15 protein-coding genes are annotated in these 16,075 nt (G+C 68.5%); 11 read left to right on the forward strand and 4 right to left on the reverse strand.

Features of this window, described 5'->3' with window-relative positions:
* The first annotated feature begins 77 nt into the window (after positions 1-77).
* The 10 genes from ACIBL3_RS13370 to ACIBL3_RS13415 all read left to right on the forward strand — a co-directional run bounded on the left by ACIBL3_RS13370 (position 78) and on the right by ACIBL3_RS13415 (position 10,653).
* On the forward strand, positions 78-500 hold the full coding sequence (locus ACIBL3_RS13370) for a MaoC family dehydratase N-terminal domain-containing protein (protein ID WP_396353568.1): 423 nt from the start codon (positions 78-80) through the stop codon (positions 498-500).
* Positions 497-901, forward strand: a complete 405-nt coding sequence (locus ACIBL3_RS13375; protein ID WP_396353569.1) for a MaoC family dehydratase — start codon at positions 497-499, stop codon at positions 899-901. Before ACIBL3_RS13370 ends, ACIBL3_RS13375 begins: the two co-directional genes overlap by 4 nt.
* A complete protein-coding gene (locus tag ACIBL3_RS13380) occupies positions 898-1,923 on the forward strand; it encodes a UDP-N-acetylmuramate dehydrogenase (RefSeq protein ID WP_396353570.1) in 1,026 nt (341 codons plus the stop codon). The genes ACIBL3_RS13375 and ACIBL3_RS13380 overlap by 4 nt, the downstream gene beginning before the upstream one ends.
* A gap of 152 nt (positions 1,924-2,075) precedes the next feature.
* Complete coding sequence (locus ACIBL3_RS13385) at positions 2,076-2,948, forward strand: DUF559 domain-containing protein (RefSeq protein WP_396353571.1); 873 nt, start codon at positions 2,076-2,078, stop codon at positions 2,946-2,948.
* Positions 2,949-3,112: 164 nt separating this feature from the next.
* Positions 3,113-4,411, forward strand: a complete 1,299-nt coding sequence (locus tag ACIBL3_RS13390) for an ABC transporter substrate-binding protein (RefSeq protein WP_396353572.1) — start codon at positions 3,113-3,115, stop codon at positions 4,409-4,411.
* Positions 4,411-5,361: a carbohydrate ABC transporter permease gene (locus tag ACIBL3_RS13395; RefSeq protein WP_396353573.1), complete on the forward strand. Its 951-nt coding sequence runs from the start codon at positions 4,411-4,413 to the stop codon at positions 5,359-5,361. Before ACIBL3_RS13390 ends, ACIBL3_RS13395 begins: the two co-directional genes overlap by 1 nt.
* Positions 5,354-6,172: a carbohydrate ABC transporter permease gene (locus tag ACIBL3_RS13400; protein ID WP_396353574.1), complete on the forward strand. Its 819-nt coding sequence runs from the start codon at positions 5,354-5,356 to the stop codon at positions 6,170-6,172. The genes ACIBL3_RS13395 and ACIBL3_RS13400 overlap by 8 nt, the downstream gene beginning before the upstream one ends.
* Positions 6,169-7,542, forward strand: a complete 1,374-nt coding sequence (locus ACIBL3_RS13405) for a hypothetical protein (RefSeq protein WP_396353575.1) — start codon at positions 6,169-6,171, stop codon at positions 7,540-7,542. Before ACIBL3_RS13400 ends, ACIBL3_RS13405 begins: the two co-directional genes overlap by 4 nt.
* Before the next feature lie 10 nt (positions 7,543-7,552).
* Positions 7,553-8,443 (forward strand): MurR/RpiR family transcriptional regulator, encoded by an 891-nt coding sequence (locus ACIBL3_RS13410; RefSeq protein ID WP_396353576.1) that lies wholly within the window; start codon positions 7,553-7,555, stop codon positions 8,441-8,443.
* Positions 8,444-8,454: 11 nt separating this feature from the next.
* On the forward strand, positions 8,455-10,653 hold the full coding sequence (locus ACIBL3_RS13415; RefSeq protein WP_396353577.1) for an FAD-dependent oxidoreductase: 2,199 nt from the start codon (positions 8,455-8,457) through the stop codon (positions 10,651-10,653).
* A 37-nt stretch (positions 10,654-10,690) separates the two neighbouring features.
* Here ACIBL3_RS13415 and ACIBL3_RS13420 read toward each other — a convergent pair whose 3' ends face one another.
* Both ACIBL3_RS13420 and ACIBL3_RS13425 read right to left on the reverse strand, forming a co-directional pair.
* Positions 10,691-11,305 carry a 2'-5' RNA ligase family protein gene (locus ACIBL3_RS13420; RefSeq protein ID WP_396353578.1) on the reverse strand — a complete coding sequence of 205 codons (615 nt, stop codon included), beginning with the start codon at positions 11,303-11,305 and terminating at the stop codon, positions 10,691-10,693.
* The gene (locus ACIBL3_RS13425; protein WP_396353579.1) at positions 11,305-12,633 is read right to left on the reverse strand and encodes a hypothetical protein; all 1,329 of its coding nucleotides are present in this window, start codon (positions 12,631-12,633) and stop codon (positions 11,305-11,307) included. Before ACIBL3_RS13425 ends, ACIBL3_RS13420 begins: the two co-directional genes overlap by 1 nt.
* Before the next feature lie 376 nt (positions 12,634-13,009).
* Between ACIBL3_RS13425 and ACIBL3_RS13430 the strand changes: the two genes are divergently transcribed.
* Positions 13,010-13,522, forward strand: a complete 513-nt coding sequence (locus tag ACIBL3_RS13430) for a hypothetical protein (RefSeq protein ID WP_396353580.1) — start codon at positions 13,010-13,012, stop codon at positions 13,520-13,522.
* Here ACIBL3_RS13430 and ACIBL3_RS13435 read toward each other — a convergent pair.
* Together ACIBL3_RS13435 and ACIBL3_RS13440 are read right to left on the reverse strand one after the other, a co-directional pair.
* Positions 13,519-14,889 (reverse strand): TrpB-like pyridoxal phosphate-dependent enzyme, encoded by a 1,371-nt coding sequence (locus tag ACIBL3_RS13435; protein WP_396353581.1) that lies wholly within the window; start codon positions 14,887-14,889, stop codon positions 13,519-13,521. The genes ACIBL3_RS13430 and ACIBL3_RS13435 overlap by 4 nt on opposite strands.
* 80 nt (positions 14,890-14,969) lie before the next feature.
* Positions 14,970-16,013 carry an adenosine deaminase gene (locus ACIBL3_RS13440; RefSeq protein ID WP_396353582.1) on the reverse strand — a complete coding sequence of 348 codons (1,044 nt, stop codon included), beginning with the start codon at positions 16,011-16,013 and terminating at the stop codon, positions 14,970-14,972.
* Positions 16,014-16,075: the final 62 nt, after the last annotated feature.

Here is a 16,075-nt window from a genome sequence, read left to right on the forward strand (position 1 = left end):
TCAACCTTCCCAGTCCGGTCTTACCGAGAGTGGGTGGCGGCACTCGCCGCCTTAGTCTGCCAGTAGGGTTACGAGATATGACGATCGACGCCACGATGGTCGGCCGGAGCTACACGGCCGCCGAGTCCTACCAGGTCGGCCGGGAGAAGATCCGTGAGTTCGCCGACGCGATCGGCGACCCGAACCCGGCGTACCGGGGTGCCGACGCGGTCGCGCCGCCCACCTTCGCGTTCATGCTCGGCAGCCGGGCGCTGGAGCAGTTGCTGAGCGATGAGGAGCTCGGCCTGCGGCTGGACCGGATCGTGCACGGCGCGCAGAAGTTCAGCTACACCCGTCCGATCAAGGCCGGCGACGACATCGCCGCGACCGCGACCATCACCACCGTGCGCAAGGCCGGTGCCGTCGAGGTGATCATGTACGAGACCGCCCTGACCACTGTCGACGGCGAGCCGATCGCCACCTCGACCTCGACGATCTCGCACAACCGGGCGGACGCATGAGCATCGAAGTTGGCACCGAGCTGCCCCCGCTGACCGTCACCTTCCGGCGTGAGGACCTGGTCCGGTACGCCGGCGCCAGCGGCGACTTCAACCCGATCCACTGGAGCGATCGGATGGCGTCCGCGCTCGGCCTGCCCGGCGTGATCGCGCACGGCATGCTCACCATGGCCACGGCGGTCCGCGTCGTCACCGACTGGCTCGACGACCCGGCCGACCTGGTCGAGTACGGCGTCCGGTTCACCAAGCCGGTCGTGGTCCCGGACGACGACAAGGGCGCGAGCGTGACGTTCTCGGCCAAGGTCGACAAGGTCGCGGACGGGCTGGCCGAGATCGACATCACCGCGATCGCCGGCGAGGAGAAGGTGCTCGGCCGGGCCAGGGCGGTCGTGCGCGTCCAGTGAAGACCCATGTGCGCCTGGCCGACTTCACCACCCTCCGGATCGGCGGGCCGGCCGACAAGCTGGTCGAGGTGACCACCGAGGACGACCTGGTCACCGCCGTCCGGGACGCCGACGCCGCCGGCGAACCGGTGCTGCTGCTGTCCGGCGGCAGCAACGTGGTGATCGGCGACGACGGGTTCCGCGGCACCGTGATCAAGGTCGCCACCCGGGGGATCCGGGTGGACGCGGACATGTGCTCCGGCGCGATGGTCCACATCCAGGCCGGCGAGGACTGGGACACGGTGGTCCAGCGCGCGATCGCCGAGGAGTGGATCGGGCTGGAGTCGATGTCCGGCATTCCCGGGCTGACCGGGTCGACCCCGGTGCAGAACGTCGGCGCCTACGGTCACGAGGTCGCCGAGACGATCGCCTCCGTGCGGGTCTGGGACCGCGTCGACCACCAGGTCCGGACGATCTTCGCGGCGGACTGCGGGTTCAGCTACCGCAACTCGCGCTTCAAGGCCGACCCGTCGCGGTACGTCGTACTCGAGGTCACCTTCCAGCTCAGGCTCGGCGACCTGTCCGCACCGGTCGGGTACGCCGAACTGGCCAGAGTGCTCGATGTCGATCCAGGGGCGCGGGCGCCGATGACCGACGTGCGGGAAGCCGTGCTGGGGCTGCGGCGGGGCAAAGGCATGGTGCTGGACGAGGCAGACCATGACACGTGGAGCGCTGGCTCGTTCTTCACGAACCCGATCCTGGACGCGGCGGCCGACGTACCGGCGGGTGCGCCGCAGTGGCCGCAGCCGGACGGCCGGGTGAAGACCAGCGCAGCCTGGCTGATCGAGCACTCCGGTATCGCGAAGGGGTTCGCGATCGGCGCCGCCTCGGTGTCGACCAAGCACACCCTGGCGCTGACGAACCGCGGCGGCGCCACCGCCAAGGAGGTCCTCGCGCTGGCCGCGCACATCCGCGCCCAGGTCCGGCAGGCGTTCGGCATCACCCTGGTCAACGAACCCGTCCTGGTGAACGCCAGTCTCTGACCGGTACCGAAGAACGGGTAGTACCTCTCGTACGACGCTGAACCGGCCGCCGGCTGAGTCCGGACCGGCCGGTCAGCGGTGGGTACCACCCGTTGGTCGGTTCCTGTGGATAACGCCGGGCACGACCTCCGCCGATCGGGGAGCATCATTCGGTGGCGTCTGTGGTGGAAGTGTTGACCCGGTTGGGCGGCTGGGCAACGTCCGCCCAGCTGGTGCAGGCGACGTCACGGCGAGCGCTGGCGGCAGCAGTTCGACGTGGCGACGTCGACCGCCTCGCTCGCGGGATCTACGCGATGCCAGGCCTCGGGGCTGATGTGGCCGCGGCCCTCGCCTATGACGGAGTCGTCTCTCATACCAGTGCGGCTGCCGCCTGGCGGTTGCCGCTGCTCGTAGTACCGGAGAAGCCACACGTCACCTTGCCGGTGAACCGAAACGCGCGGCCAGGTCCGCCGGCGGTTTTGCATTGGGGGACGATCCCGTCGACCGACCGGAGTCGTCGCCGCACCTCGTTGCTCAGCACGGTGGTGGGCTGCGCCCGGATCCTGCCGTTCGGCGAAGCGCTTGCGGTGGCTGACGCCGCGCTAGCCACCGGCGAACTGAGCCGCGACCGGTTGATCGAAGCCGCTGCTGCGATGCGCGGACCTGGGCGGCCAAACGCAGTTCAGGTCGCGGCCGCCGCCAACGGACATTCCGAGAGCTTTCTGGAGTCGATGCTGCGCAGCTTGCTGGTGACGGCCGGCATCGACGGGTTCGAACCGCAGGTCCTGGTTGACACCGGCTGCTTCCGTGCCCGGGTGGATCTTGGGAATCGCCGGGTGCGGGTGGCCTTGGAGGCTGAGGGGTACGAGTTCCACGGCTCGGCCGGAGACTTCGCCAGGGACTGCCGGAGGTACGACGAACTGGTTGCGGCCGGCTGGCTGGTACTCAGGTTCACCTACCAGCAGGTGATGGGGGATCCGGAGTGGGTGATCCGCACCGTCCGTGACGCGGTAGCCCAGCGAGTCGCCATACCGACGAACGGGTAGTGGTCCTCGGCTGTCCCGCCTCGGTCGCGGGAGTTGGTTGTCGGCGAGCCGTCGAGAGCCACAACTACCTGTTCTTCGGCTCCGCCTGAAAAAGATTTGCACCAGGGCTAGGCAAGCTCCGCTCCTCTCGCTAATCTTTTGCGAAATCTGGTGGGAGGTGGAGTGTGAGGCGCAAAGGATTTTCACGGCGGGAGCTGCTCGCCGGGCTGGGCGCGGCCGCCGCCGCGGCGGCTGTGCCCGGCTGTTCGTCCGGTGGCGCGCGGTCGAGCGCGCTGCAGGTCTGGGGTGGCGTGCCGGCCGCGTCCGGTCCGGCGGACGTGGTGAAGGCGTTCGAGCAGAAGTTCCCGCAGTACAAGGTGAACTACACCCGTTTCGTGAACGATGCCCGCGGCAACCTCAAGCTGGACACCGCGTTGCAGGGCGGGCTCGACATCGACGTGTACTTCACCTACTCCCAGGCGTCGATGGCGCTGCGGGCCGGGTCCGGACTGGCGGCGGACCTGACCGACCGGGTCACCGCCGACCCGGACCTGAAGCCGTTCCTGGACACGGTCGAGCCGCGGGCGTACATCGACAACGGCAAGGTGAAGGCGCTCGCCACCGCCCGCGAGCCCGCGTTCGTGCTGTTCAACGAAAAGCTCCGGGAGCAGGCCGGCCTCGACCTCCCGCGGCAGTGGACGATCGAGGACTACCGCCGGACGGCGCAACGCCTGACCACCGGGTCGACGATCGGCGCCTACACGATCCCGGACGTCGCCCGGATCGCCCTCGGCCCGAACTACTGGTACGACGGCGACCGCTCGAACTTCGGTGATCCGCACTTCGAGCAGGGCCTCCGGCTCGGCCGGGACATGATCCGCGAGGGGTCCGCGTTCCCGCAGTCCGAGGTGCTGTCCCGGCACCTGGACGCCTACCAGCAGAACTCCTTCCTCCGCGAGGAGTTCCACCTGTGGCCGACCGCGCCGTTCAACCTGCGCTACCTGTACGACCCGAAGAAGTACCCGCACGACTTCAAGGTCGCGTTCGCGCCGCCCCCGACGGTCGACGGCAAGGACTGGAACGGCGGCAGCTACAGCAACTTCGTGATGGTCAACCCGACGTCGCCGAAACTCGAGGCGGCCTGGGCGTTCGTGAAGTTCTGGGTCACCGAAGGGTCCACGCCGATGCTCAAGGCCGGCAAGCTGCCGACCCTCGGCAACGTCACCGACGACCAGGTGATCAGCGGGATGCTCGGCAAGGAGCCGGACAAGTACTTCGACGTCGAGTCGTTCCGCCGCGTCGTCCTGGACTCCGACCCCAAGCTCGCGACCGACACGCGGCTGACCGGCTTCCCCGAGATCAGCCTCGCGGTGAAGCAGCAGCGCGACCTGTGCTGGCTGGGCGAGAAGGACCCGGGCGTGGCGATCCGAGAGGTACGGCGCCTCGCCGACGCGGCGATCGCCCGGAACGAGAGGAGCTCCTGATGGCCACCGCCACAGTCACAGCCCCTGACCAGGTCACCACCGGCTCGCCGCCGGACCGGGCCGCCCAAGGATCCGGGATCCGGCCGCGCGGCTGGATCGGCTTCCTCTTCATCGCGCCGAACCTGCTCGGGGTGGTCGCCTTCACGCTGATCCCGCTGGTCAGCGTGATCGTGCTCGCCTTCACCGACTGGAACCTGGTGTCCGGGCTCGGCGGCATCACCTTCAACGGCCTCGACAACTTCGTCGCGATCGCCCAGGACCCCGGGTTCTGGCGGGCGGCGCTGCTGACCCTGGTGTACGTCGGGGTGAGCGTGCCGCTGACCGTCGTACTCGGGCTGGCGCTCGGGATCGCGCTGAACCGGCCGCTGCCGGGGCGCGCCGTCCTGCGGGCGATCTTCTTCCTGCCGTACATCGTCAACGTGGTCGCGATCGGCATGACCTGGCTGATGCTGATGAACCCGAAGGCGGGCCTGGTCAACCAGGTGCTGGACACGTTCGGGATCCAGCCGGGCTGGTTCGCGTCCTCGCACTGGGCGCTGCCGGCGCTGATCGTGATGGCGGTCTGGGGTGGGGTCGGGTATTGCTCGCTGATCTACCTGTCCGCGCTGCAGGACGCGCCGCAGCAGCTGTACGAGGCAGCCGACATCGACGGGGCCGGGGCGTGGGCGAAGTTCCGCGTGATCACCTGGCCGGCGTTGCTGCCGACAACGATCTTCCTGCTGGTGACGCTGATCATCGGCGCGTCCCAGGGCTTCGGCCTGATCGCGCTGATCACCGCCGGCGGTCCGGGCGACGCGACCACGACGATCTCCTACTACATGTACCAGACGGGCTTCCAGTTCTACCGGTTCGGCTACGCGTCGGCGATCGGCCTGGTGACGTTCCTCGGCGTACTCGCTCTGACCCTGGTGACCTGGCGCGCGCAGCGAGGGAGGGCCCTCAATGACTAAGTCGAAGTGGCTGTGGGGGATCCCGTTGTGGATCCTGGCGATCGCGTTCCTGGCGCCGTTCGCGTGGATGGTGTCGACCGCGCTGAAGCCGGACGTGGACGCCTACCGGATCCCGATGCAATGGATCCCGGATCCGTTCCAGTGGGACAACTTCACGACTGTGCTCAGCGGCGCTACCTCGGTGCTGCCCGCGTTCGGCCGGTCGGTGTTCGTCGCCGTGCTGCGGGTGGCCGGTGAGCTGGTCACGGCGACGATGGCCGGCTACGCGTTCGCCCGGATGTCGTTCAAGGGCCGGGACCGTTTGTTCCTGCTGTACCTGGCGACCGCGATCATCCCGGCCCAACTGCTGCTGGTGCCGCGGTTCATCTACTTCCAGAAGCTCGGGCTCTACGACACGCTGTGGGCGCTCATCCTGCCCGGCATGTTCACCGTGCTCGGCACCTTCCTGATGCGGCAGTTCTTCGTCAGCCAGCCGGCCGAGTTCGCGGAGGCGGCCCGGATGGACGGCGCGAACGAGTGGCAGGTGTTCACCCGGATCTACCTGCCGCTGGCGACCCCGGTGATGAGCGCGCTCGGCATCCTGGCGTTCGTCTGGTCCTGGAACGACTACGAGACGCCGCTGGTGCTGATCAGCAACCCGGACCGCTACACGCTGCCGCTCAGCCTGACCAACTTCGTCGACGAACAGGGCCAGATCGCACCCGGCCTGACCATGGCCGCCTCCGCGATCTCGATCGTCCCGGTGCTGCTCGTCTTCGTGTTCCTGCAACGGCGGTTCATCGCCGCCATGACCCATACGGGGATCAAATGAACGTGTCCGGTGTCTTCCCGCATCTTGCGCAGATCGGCGACTTCGGTCCGCCGCGCAGCGAGCTCGGTGTCGGTTCGCTGATGCCGTGGAACGGGAAGCTCTACGTCCAGAACTACAACTCGCACAAGGCGCCGTCCGGCGCCGGGGTCAGCCTGCGCCGGATCGACGCCGACTTCTCGATGGAGATCGTCGCCGAGACGCTCGGCGTGGACGGGACCTACACGAACCGGTTCGTGCACTTCCCGACCTCGCAGCTGGTGCTCGGGCCGCACGTGATCTCGGCCGACCACAAGATCGTCACGATCCCTGAGCTGCAGCCGCTCCGGGTCTGCGGGACGTCGCGGCACCTGACCAAGCCGGACACACACGTGTACGTGCTCGCGATGGAAGGCGAGTTGCTCGAGCTCGACCTGACGACGTACGAGTGCACGCAGCTCTTCGACCTCAACCAGGAGCTCGGCACCGACGGCGAGATGAAGGTCCACTACAAGGACTGCTACACGTCCTTCGGCCGCCTCGTCGTCTGTTCCAACGAGTACGCCGAACCCGAGTGGGCCGGCGTACGGTCGAGAGGACGGTTGGCGTCGTACGACGGGACCTCGTGGACCGTGTTGCGGCAGGACCCGTACACCGCGATCGGTGGGCGGCACGAGTTCGGCGGGACCATCTTCGCCGCCGGATGGGACCGGGCGTCGGCGATCCTCGAGGTGTTCACCGAGGCAGACGCTCGATGGACCCGGTACCGGTTGCCGAAGGCGTCGCACTGCTTCGACCACAAGTGGCAGACCGAGTGGCCGCGGATCCGGGAGGTCGAGCACGAGCGACTGCTGCTGGACCACCACGGCATGTTCTACGAGCTCTCGCCGTGGGCGTACGGCGGCCGGATCTGGGGCGTGCGGCCGATCTCCACGCATCTGTGGGTGCTCGGTGACTTCTGCTCCTGGCGCGGGATGCTCGTCGCCGGCGCGGACAACGCGTCGCCGAGCCACGGGCTGAACCCGACCACAGCGGAACCGCAGTCCGGGCTGTGGTTCGGGAAGACCGACGACCTGTGGAGCTTCGGCAAACCGGCCGGTTGGGGTGGGCCGTGGTGGGAGACGCCGGTGGTCGCGGGTGAGCCGTCGGATCCGTACCTGATGACAGGCTTCGACGGGAAGTGCCTGCACCTGGAGAACTTCAGCGACGAGCCGATGGTTATCACCGTGGAGATCGACTTCCACGGCCATGGGCGGTTCGGCGCGGTCGAGTCGCTCACCGTCGAGCCGGGGCAGATCCGGACGCACGTGTTCCCGCCCGGGTTCAGTGCGCACTGGGTACGGGTGGTCAGCGACACCGACGGTGTGGCGAGTGCCCAGTTCGTCTATACGTGATGATCACGGGATGGGATCTTCTTCGATGGAGCGAGCCGGCAGCCCGAGTCCGTTGCAGTTGGTCAAGCGCGCGCTGCCGGAGTTGCACGGCGCCATGCAGCGCGTCGCCGAACACATCCTGGCGAACCCGGACGAGGTCGCCCGCGGGTCCATCACCAAGCTGGCCGAGGCCGCCCAGACCTCGGCCGCGACGGTCACCCGGCTGTCCACCCAGCTCGGGTTCGAGGGGTACCCGGCACTCCGCGCCGCGCTGGCGATGGAGATCGGCCGCGGCCTCGAGGCGGGCTGGGCGAGTGACATCGGGCTGGCGATCGGCCCGGCGGATCCACCCGAGCAGGTGCTGAACGTCCTTGCGTCCACTCAGGCGAACGCTTTGCGGAACGCGTTGGCGGCGATCGACCTGACCGCGGCCACCCGGGTGGCGGATGCGATTGCCGGCGCTCGCCGTACGCACATCTACGGCGAGTGGGGCGACGCGATCCCGGCGCGGGAGCTGTACATCCGGCTGCTGCGGATCGGGATCCCGGTGTGGTTCTTCGACGGACCGCAGTCGTCGCAGATCGGCGGCGGGCTGCTGAACGAGGGCGACGTCGCGCTGGTCATCTCCCGGTCCGGGACCGACCAGACCACGCTCGAGTTCCTGCAGCGGTCGGCCGACGAGGGTGCGCTCACGGTCGCGATCACCGGGGTCGTCGACTCACCGATCGCCCGGCTGGCCGACGTCACGCTCGACACCGGGACGCCGAACGGGACCACCTGGACCGAGTTCTTCGCCGGGCGGGCCAGCGATGTGCTGACCGCCGGGTTGTTGTTCGTCCTGGTCGCGCAGCGCGTCCCCGATCACCTCACCGCCAACCACCCCAACGGTCCCGGACAACCGGTCGTACATCCAGACACTTGAGAGGCCTACATATGCAGCAGCTCGACATCCACAGCGATCTGACCGTCGTCGGCGGTGGTCTCGCCGGGATCTGCGCGGCGATCGCCGCGGCCCGGCAGGGCAGCACGGTGGCGCTGGTCCAGAACCGGCCGGTGCTCGGCGGCAACTCCTCCAGCGAGGTGCGGGTGTGGGTGTGCGGGGCGACCGCGCACGGCGTCCAGCACTTCGCCCGGGAGACCGGGATCATGGGCGAGCTGTTCGTCGAGAACCAGTACCGGAACCCGGAGGGGAACCCGTACTACTGGGATCTCGTCCTGCTGGAAGCGGTACGCGCGGAACCGCGGATCTCCCTGTTCCTGAACACGGACGCGCGGACCGTGGACGCCGCGGACGGCACGATCCGGTCGGTCACCGGGTGGCAGATGGGGTCGGAGAAGGAGATCACCTTCTACAGCCCGATGTTCGCGGACTGCTCGGGCGACGGGCTGGTGGGGTACCTCGCGGGGGCGGACTTCGCGACCGGGCGGGAGCCGCGGTCGTTGTACGGCGAGTCGTGGGCTCCGGAGGTTCCGGACGGGAACACGCTGGGGAGCACGATTCTCTTCTACACCAAGGACACCGGTTCGCCGGTGCGGTTCGTGCCGCCGTCGTTCGCTCGCGACATCACTGAGACAGCCATCCCTGATCGCCGGATCATCCGGTCGGACATGAACGGCTGTTCGTACTGGTGGATCGAGTGGGGTGGCGAGCTGGACGTTGTCGACGACAACGAACGGATCCGGGACGAGCTGCAAGGGGTCGTGTACGGGATCTGGGACTACCTCAAGAACTCTGGGCGCTTCGACACCGAGACACTGACGCTGGAGTGGATCGGGGCGGTGCCCGGGAAGCGCGAGTACCGCCGGTTCCTCGGGGATCACGTGCTGACGCAGCACGACGTACTTGGGCAGGCTGAGTTTGAGGACCGCGTCGCCTTCGGTGGGTGGTCGATCGATCTGCACCCGCCTGGTGGGGTCTACTCAGCCGAGCGTGGGTCGAAGCACTGGCATCCGGACGGGAACTACCACATTCCGCTGCGGTCTTTGTACTCGCGGAACGTTTCGAACCTGTGGATGGCCGGGCGGAACATCAGCGCGAGTCACGTGGCCTTCGGTACGACGCGCGTGATGGCGACCTGCGCCGTACTGGGGGAGGCCGTCGGGATCGCGTCGGCCGTTGCCCAGCGCAACGGGTTGACGCCGCGGGAGCTGGCCACCGAGCGTTTCGAGCTGATGCGCCGGGCGCTGCAACGCGCCGACGCCTCGGTTCTGGGGGTTGTCGACGACGACCCGGCCAACCTCGCCTTGACCGCTACCGTCACCGCCTCGTCGACGTTGACCAGACCGGCTGTGGAGGAGTCCTCGGGGACCCTGCCGCTTAGCAGCGACCTCGCGATGGTCCTGCCGTCCCCGACCGACCTCTCGCTCCTGGTCGACGCCGCCTCAGACACCTCGCTCACCGTCGAGCTCCATGATCCGCTGAAGCCACAGAACTACCTGCCGTTGGCGCTCCTCGACTCGTGCACGATCGCTGTGCCGGCGGGCGAGAAGCGGTGGATCGACGTACCGCTCGAATGGCCAGGGGTTGGCAACGCAATCGTCGTACTCCGGGAGAACCCGGCGGTCGCCGTGCACACCGCCTCGTCGGCGCTGCCCGGCACGATCTTCTTCGCTCACCGCGACCCCGCGCCGGACGAGCAGTGGACCGAGCAGTTCCGCTCCTGGAAGCACATCCTGCCCCGGGCCGGCCTCTGCCTCCGCCTCGGCGAGACCACAGCGTACGCCGCCACGAACGTTGTCGGCGGCTACTCCCGCCCGTACGGCGGCCCTCAGCTCTGGTCCTCCGAAGACCTCGCCTGGGACCCCGAACCCTGGATCCAGCTCACCTGGCCCACCCCCGTCGACCTCACCGAGATCGTCGTCATCCTCGACGACGACGTCGAAGAAGACCTCATCAACCTCCACCACCACCGAACCCCCTTCGAGGCCCTCCCCACCCTCCTCCACACCTACGACCTCCAAGCCCTCGACACCTCCGGCACCTGGCAAACCCTCACCACCGTCACCGCCAACCACCACCGCACCCACCACCACCCCGTCACCACCACAACCACCGCCATCCGCCTCGTAACCCAAACCACCAACGGCACCCCCCGAGCCCACCTAACCAACCTCCGCGCCTACGGCAGCTAGAAGTACGAAACCCCACCAAATGCTGTTGGTGGGGTGGTCAGTACAGGTCGAGGGACAGGTCTGGCTTCCAGTGGTAGAGGTGGTGGGTTCGGGTGAGGGCTAGGAGGGTGAGGGCGGTGATGGAGAGGGCTGTGGAGTGGGGGGTGTGAGTGAGGAGGCGGGTGGTGATGGGGGCTGCGGGGGTGTTGTGGTTGCAGTAGGCGAGGGTGATGTGGGGGTTGAGTTCGGGGAACTTTGGTACGGCGTCGTCGCCCCAGATGTCGGTGATGGCGGCGCGGGTGAGGTCGCGGAGGTGTTGTAGGGGCTCGATCGGGCGGACGGGTAGCTGGATGGATTCGGTGTCGAGGACGGCGGGGCCGACGGTGACCTTGAAGGACTCGATCCGGGCGAAGCGGCGGCGGGTGGCTTCGACGATGTCGGCGAGGTCTGCGTCGGGCACGCGGTCCGTGAAGCCGACGCCTTGCAGGCCGAGGTGGAGCCACTCCAGCGGTACCGGGGTGAAGCCGGGCAGGTCGTTGAGCAGATCGCCGTACGACGCATGGAGCGCAGCGATCTCGGGGCGGCCTTCGAAGGTGAAGTGCCAGGCGTAGAAGCTGCGATCAGGCCGCCAACCGGGCCGCCAGTACCAGTGGTCGCGGACTTCTTCGAGCATCAGTACTCCTCTACTTGCCGTGGGATTGCGCGAATGGCTGGGTGCCGGATGAAGACGCGGATCGAGCTGTGGAGGGCGAGAGCCTTCGGATCGGTGGCGTGACGGCTGAGGCGGGTGAGGGCGGCGACTTCGCTGACGCGGTGGATGAGCGGGCGGACGCGGTACTCGACCGGCGTACTGAGCACGGCGGAGACCGCTTCGGTGGCGCCGTCCAACTCGCCGAGCTGCAGGTGGGCCTTGGCGAGCTGAAGGCGGACCATCCGTTCCGATCCGAAGTTGCGGACCGCGTGCGGCGCGGCCTCGAACATCGAGACACCGTGGTCGGCCTGCTTCAAGGTCTCCACCGCTTCGCCGAGCGCCAGGTGTGCGTCGGACCAGATCCCGGCGGCGCGCTCCGGCGTACACAGGAAGGGGCCGCCGAACTCGGGTACGTCGGTCCGGACCGTCGTACGCATGGCGATCGCCAGGGCCTCACGGGCCTCGGCGTGGCGCCCGGACCGGGCCAGGTCGACCGAGGATGCACTCGCGAGGAACAACGTCGAGCTGCCGCGTGCGAATTGCAGACCGTCCTGTGCGTACGCCGCCGCCGCGGTGAAGTCGTCCTGCCAGAACGCGGCCGTGTGCTGCGTGGCGCGAACCCAGGCCCGCAGGTCGTCGTGGTCGGCCGCGTCGGCGCAGGCCCACGCCGTCCGCGTATGGCTCTCGGCGACGTCGGGGCGGCCGAGGTCGACCGCCATCCAGCCAAGCAGCGTCAGCGCCCAGCCGGCCGTGGCGTACAGGTCGCGGGCCTGGTTCGGTGACTGCCGTCCGGACAGCAGCCGGAAGGCACGGTCCCGTACGGCGCGGGCGCGGACGAACAACGTCTTCGTCGGCGTCCGCAGATAGCTCTGGGTGATGCGGAGGATGTCGGCCTGCAGTTGCTCGACGGTCAGGTCGCCGACGTTCGACTCCTCGGCGAGCGCGAGCAGGGCGACCGACTCGTCGCCGGCCTGCACCAGCTCGTCCTCGATCCCGAGCACCGAACTGGTGCCCGGCTCCGGGTCGACGGTGCCGGGACCACCCGGCGGGACGAAACCGAGCTCGCTGTCGTCGGCGACGTTCAGCACGAAGCGCAGGCCGGACCGGTACGCCGCACCCGGCCAGCGGACCGCGCCGCGTTCGAGCTTCGCGATGTAGTGGCCGTCGAGCTCGTACTTCGTCTCGGTCGTCTCCCACAGCCAGGTGCAGACCGCCTCCGCGAGCTCGGCCCTGGACATCTGCTCACCGGGCGCGCGCCGCGACGGGGTCCGCTCCCGGGCGGCTCGCAGCAGTTCGTTGGGCTCTGGCATGGCGGTAACTGTAGGTGCCCAAACACCGTCTGCGACCTCGTCGGAGGGGTCTGTGGATGATCTGCCCCAAACTGCCCCACGATGCCCCGCCCTGCCCCGAAATCCCCGCCCCAGAAGGCGTTTCAGCCCCTCCACCTCCGCGTCGGACCGCCGCACCGGGGCAGATCACCACCGGACCCGCCCTAGCTGAGCGTGAACACCGGGGCAGCCCGGGGCAACCCGGGGCAGATAGCCCCACCGAAGAGCCCCCCAAGCCGAAACGCACCCCAGACGAAGGGACAGATCGATCTCATACCCGGGACCTCCGAGGCCGAAGAGCTAGGCCGTGGTGCGGAGCGCCCGGCGGAGTGGGAGAGCCGGGATCTAGGGTTGGCAGGTGGCAGAGGAGGCGGTGACGACTTTGCATGGGGAGCTTGCTGGGTTTGGGCGGGCTGAGGTGGGGTTTGCGTTGTTGGAGGTGTTCTTGGAGGTTGCGGGGTCGCGGTTGGGGCCGGTGGTGCTGGATCCGGTGGGGTTGAGGTTGCCGGACGAGATGACTGACGACCGGGTGGTGGTGCAGGGGCTGATCGACGCGATCGAGCGGGAGCCGCGACCCAAGCGACGGTTGTTGCAGACCACCGAGCGGGCGTACGACATGACTGATGACCAGGCCCGGTGGGACTACGTGCGACTGGCGTACTGCTCCAACCTGGCCACGGTCTGGAGCGACGGACTTCGTACGTCGTACTTCGAAGTCGCCGACCAGCTCAGCGCGACCTACTGGTTGCCGGACACCCTCAAAGCGCAGTACTTCGAGGCGATTGCCGCCAAGGGGTGGGCCGTTCCGGACGACTGGTTGGCGGCCGTGGCGAAGCGGCCCAAACCCTGGTGGAAGCGCGGTGGCGGTTAGCTGAGGACTGGAAGGCGGGTGAGGGCCTGCTGGACGGCGGACTGGATTTCGGCGTCGTCCCAGGCGCGGTCGGTGATGGTGTCGGTGAGGTAGGCGTTGTAGGCGGCGAGGTCCAGGTGGCCGTGGCCGCAGAGGGCGGTGAGAATGACCTTCTCCTCGCCGGACTCCTTGCAGCGTTGGGCTTCCTCGATCGCGGCGGCCAGCGCGTGGGTCGGCTCGGGAGCCGGCACGATGCCCTCGGTGCGGGCGAACTGGACGCCGGCCGCGAAGCATTCGGACTGCGGTTTGGCGACGGCCTCGAGCTCGCCGGTCTCGTAGAGGTGGCTGATCAGCGGGCTCATCCCGTGGTACCGCAGGCCGCCGGCGTGGATCGGGTCGGGGACGAAGTCGTGGCCGAGGGTGTGCATCTTCATCAGCGGTGTCATCCCGATCGTGTCGCCGAAGTCGTACGCGTACGTCCCCTGCGTCAGCGACGGGCACGCCGCCGGCTCGACCGCGCGGACGACCGGCGACATCCGCCCGGCCCACTTCTCCCGCAGGAACGGGAACGCCAGACCGCCGAAGTTCGACCCACCACCGGTGCACCCAACGAGGAGGTCCGGTGTCTCGCCGGCCATCGCGAGCTGGATCAGCGCCTCCTCGCCGATGATCGTCTGGTGCAGCAGCACGTGGTTGAGCACCGACCCGAGCGCGTAGTGCACCTCAGGATCCTGGATCGCCATCTCGACCGCCTCGCTGATCGCGATCCCGAGCGACCCGGTCGACGACGGGTCCTCGGCCAGGATCTTCCGCCCGGCCTCGGTGAGCTCCGACGGGCTCGGGTGCACGGTCGCGCCGAAGACCTCCATCATCGTCCGCCGGTACGGCTTCTGGTCGTACGACGCCCGCACCTGCCAGACCTCGCACTCCAGCCCGTACTGCGCGCACGCGAACGCCAGCGCCGTCCCCCACTGCCCGGCGCCGGTCTCGGTGGTGAGCTTTCGGACCCCGGACTTCGCGTTGTAGAAGGCCTGCGGCACAGCGGTGTTCGGCTTGTGCGACCCGGCCGGCGAGACGCCCTCGTACTTGTAATAGATCCGCGCCGGGGTATCGAGCGCCTTCTCCAGCCGATGCGCCCGATACAGCGGACTCGGTCGCCAGAGCCGGTAGACGTCCAGCACTTCACCGGGGATGTCGACGTACTGATCCTGGGAGACCTCCTGCAGGATCAGGTCCATCGGGAACAGCGGCGCCAGATCGTCCGGCCCCACTGGTTGCCCGGTGCCCGGATGCAGCACCGGCGGTGGTGGCGTCGGCAGATCGTGCAGCACGTTGTACCAACGGGTCGGCAGCTCGTCCTCTGGCAGCAGGATCTTCGTCGGCGTCATGCACAGAACGTAATCCCCGCCCGAGCCCCCGGACAATGACCCGCCTAGGAACCGAACCGGCACTCTTCCGGCATTTTCAGCTAGTACGACGGAACTGCCGCCGGACTGCTCACCCCGAGCCAGTTGTCGATGTCAGCGAGCAACGCCTTCTGGACCTCGGGCGGCGCGGTCGAGGCCAGGATCGAGCCGCGGGCGAGGTCGGCCAGCTCCTCGTCGGTGAAGGCGTGGACCGTCCGAGCTGTCTCGTACTGCTCGGCCAGCCGCGACCCGAAGAGCAGAGGGTCATCAGCGCCAAGCGCGATCCGCGCACCCGCTTCGTACAGCTGCCGCAGCGGGACGTCCTCCGGTCGGTGATAAACCCCCAAGGACACGTTGGACGCCGGGCAGACCTCCAAGGCCACCTGTGCGTCGACGACACGCTTCAGCAGGTCGGGATCCTCGACAGCGCGCACCCCGTGACCGATGCGCCCGGCACCCAATTCGTCCAAGCAGGTACGGACGGTCGCGGGGCCACACAGCTCACCACCGTGCGGCGCAGCGAGCAGCCCCGCGTGCCGCGCGATCCGGAAGGCCGCGGCGAACTCCGACGTCGTCCCACGACGCTCGTCGTTCGACAGCCCGAACCCGACCACTCCGCGTCCGACGTACTGCGCAGCGAGTCGAGCCAGCGTCCGAGCGTCGAGCGGGTGGCGGGTGCGGTTGGCCGCGATCACGACCTGGACCGCGATGCCGGTCGACGCCGCCGCGTCCCGGGCCGCGTCCAGGACCAGGTCGGTGAACTCGGTGATGCCGTGGAAGCGGTTCGCGTACCCCGACGGGTCCACCTGGATCTCGAGCCAGCGCGATCCGTCGGCCCGGTCGTCCTCGGCCGCCTCCCGGACCAAACGCCGTACGTCGTCTTCCGTGCGCAGCACCGAGCGGGCGATGTCGTACAGCCGCTGGAACCGGAACCAGCCGCGCTCGTCGGCCGCGGACAGCTCCGGCGGCCAGTCGGTGCGCAGCGCGTCGGGCAACCGGACGCCGTGCTTGTCCGCCAGCTCGACCAGCGTCAGGTGCCGCATCGAGCCCGAGAAGTGAAGATGCAGGTGCGCCTTCGGCAGCACCCGCAGATCCCGATGCGTCATCACAGAAGGTTACCGATCCACAGCGCCCGGACAGAAATCGGCCGTCCACCCTGTGGATGGAC

The sequence above is a fragment of the Kribbella sp. NPDC050124 genome (genome assembly GCF_044460355.1).
Classification (GTDB): domain Bacteria; phylum Actinomycetota; class Actinomycetes; order Propionibacteriales; family Kribbellaceae; genus Kribbella.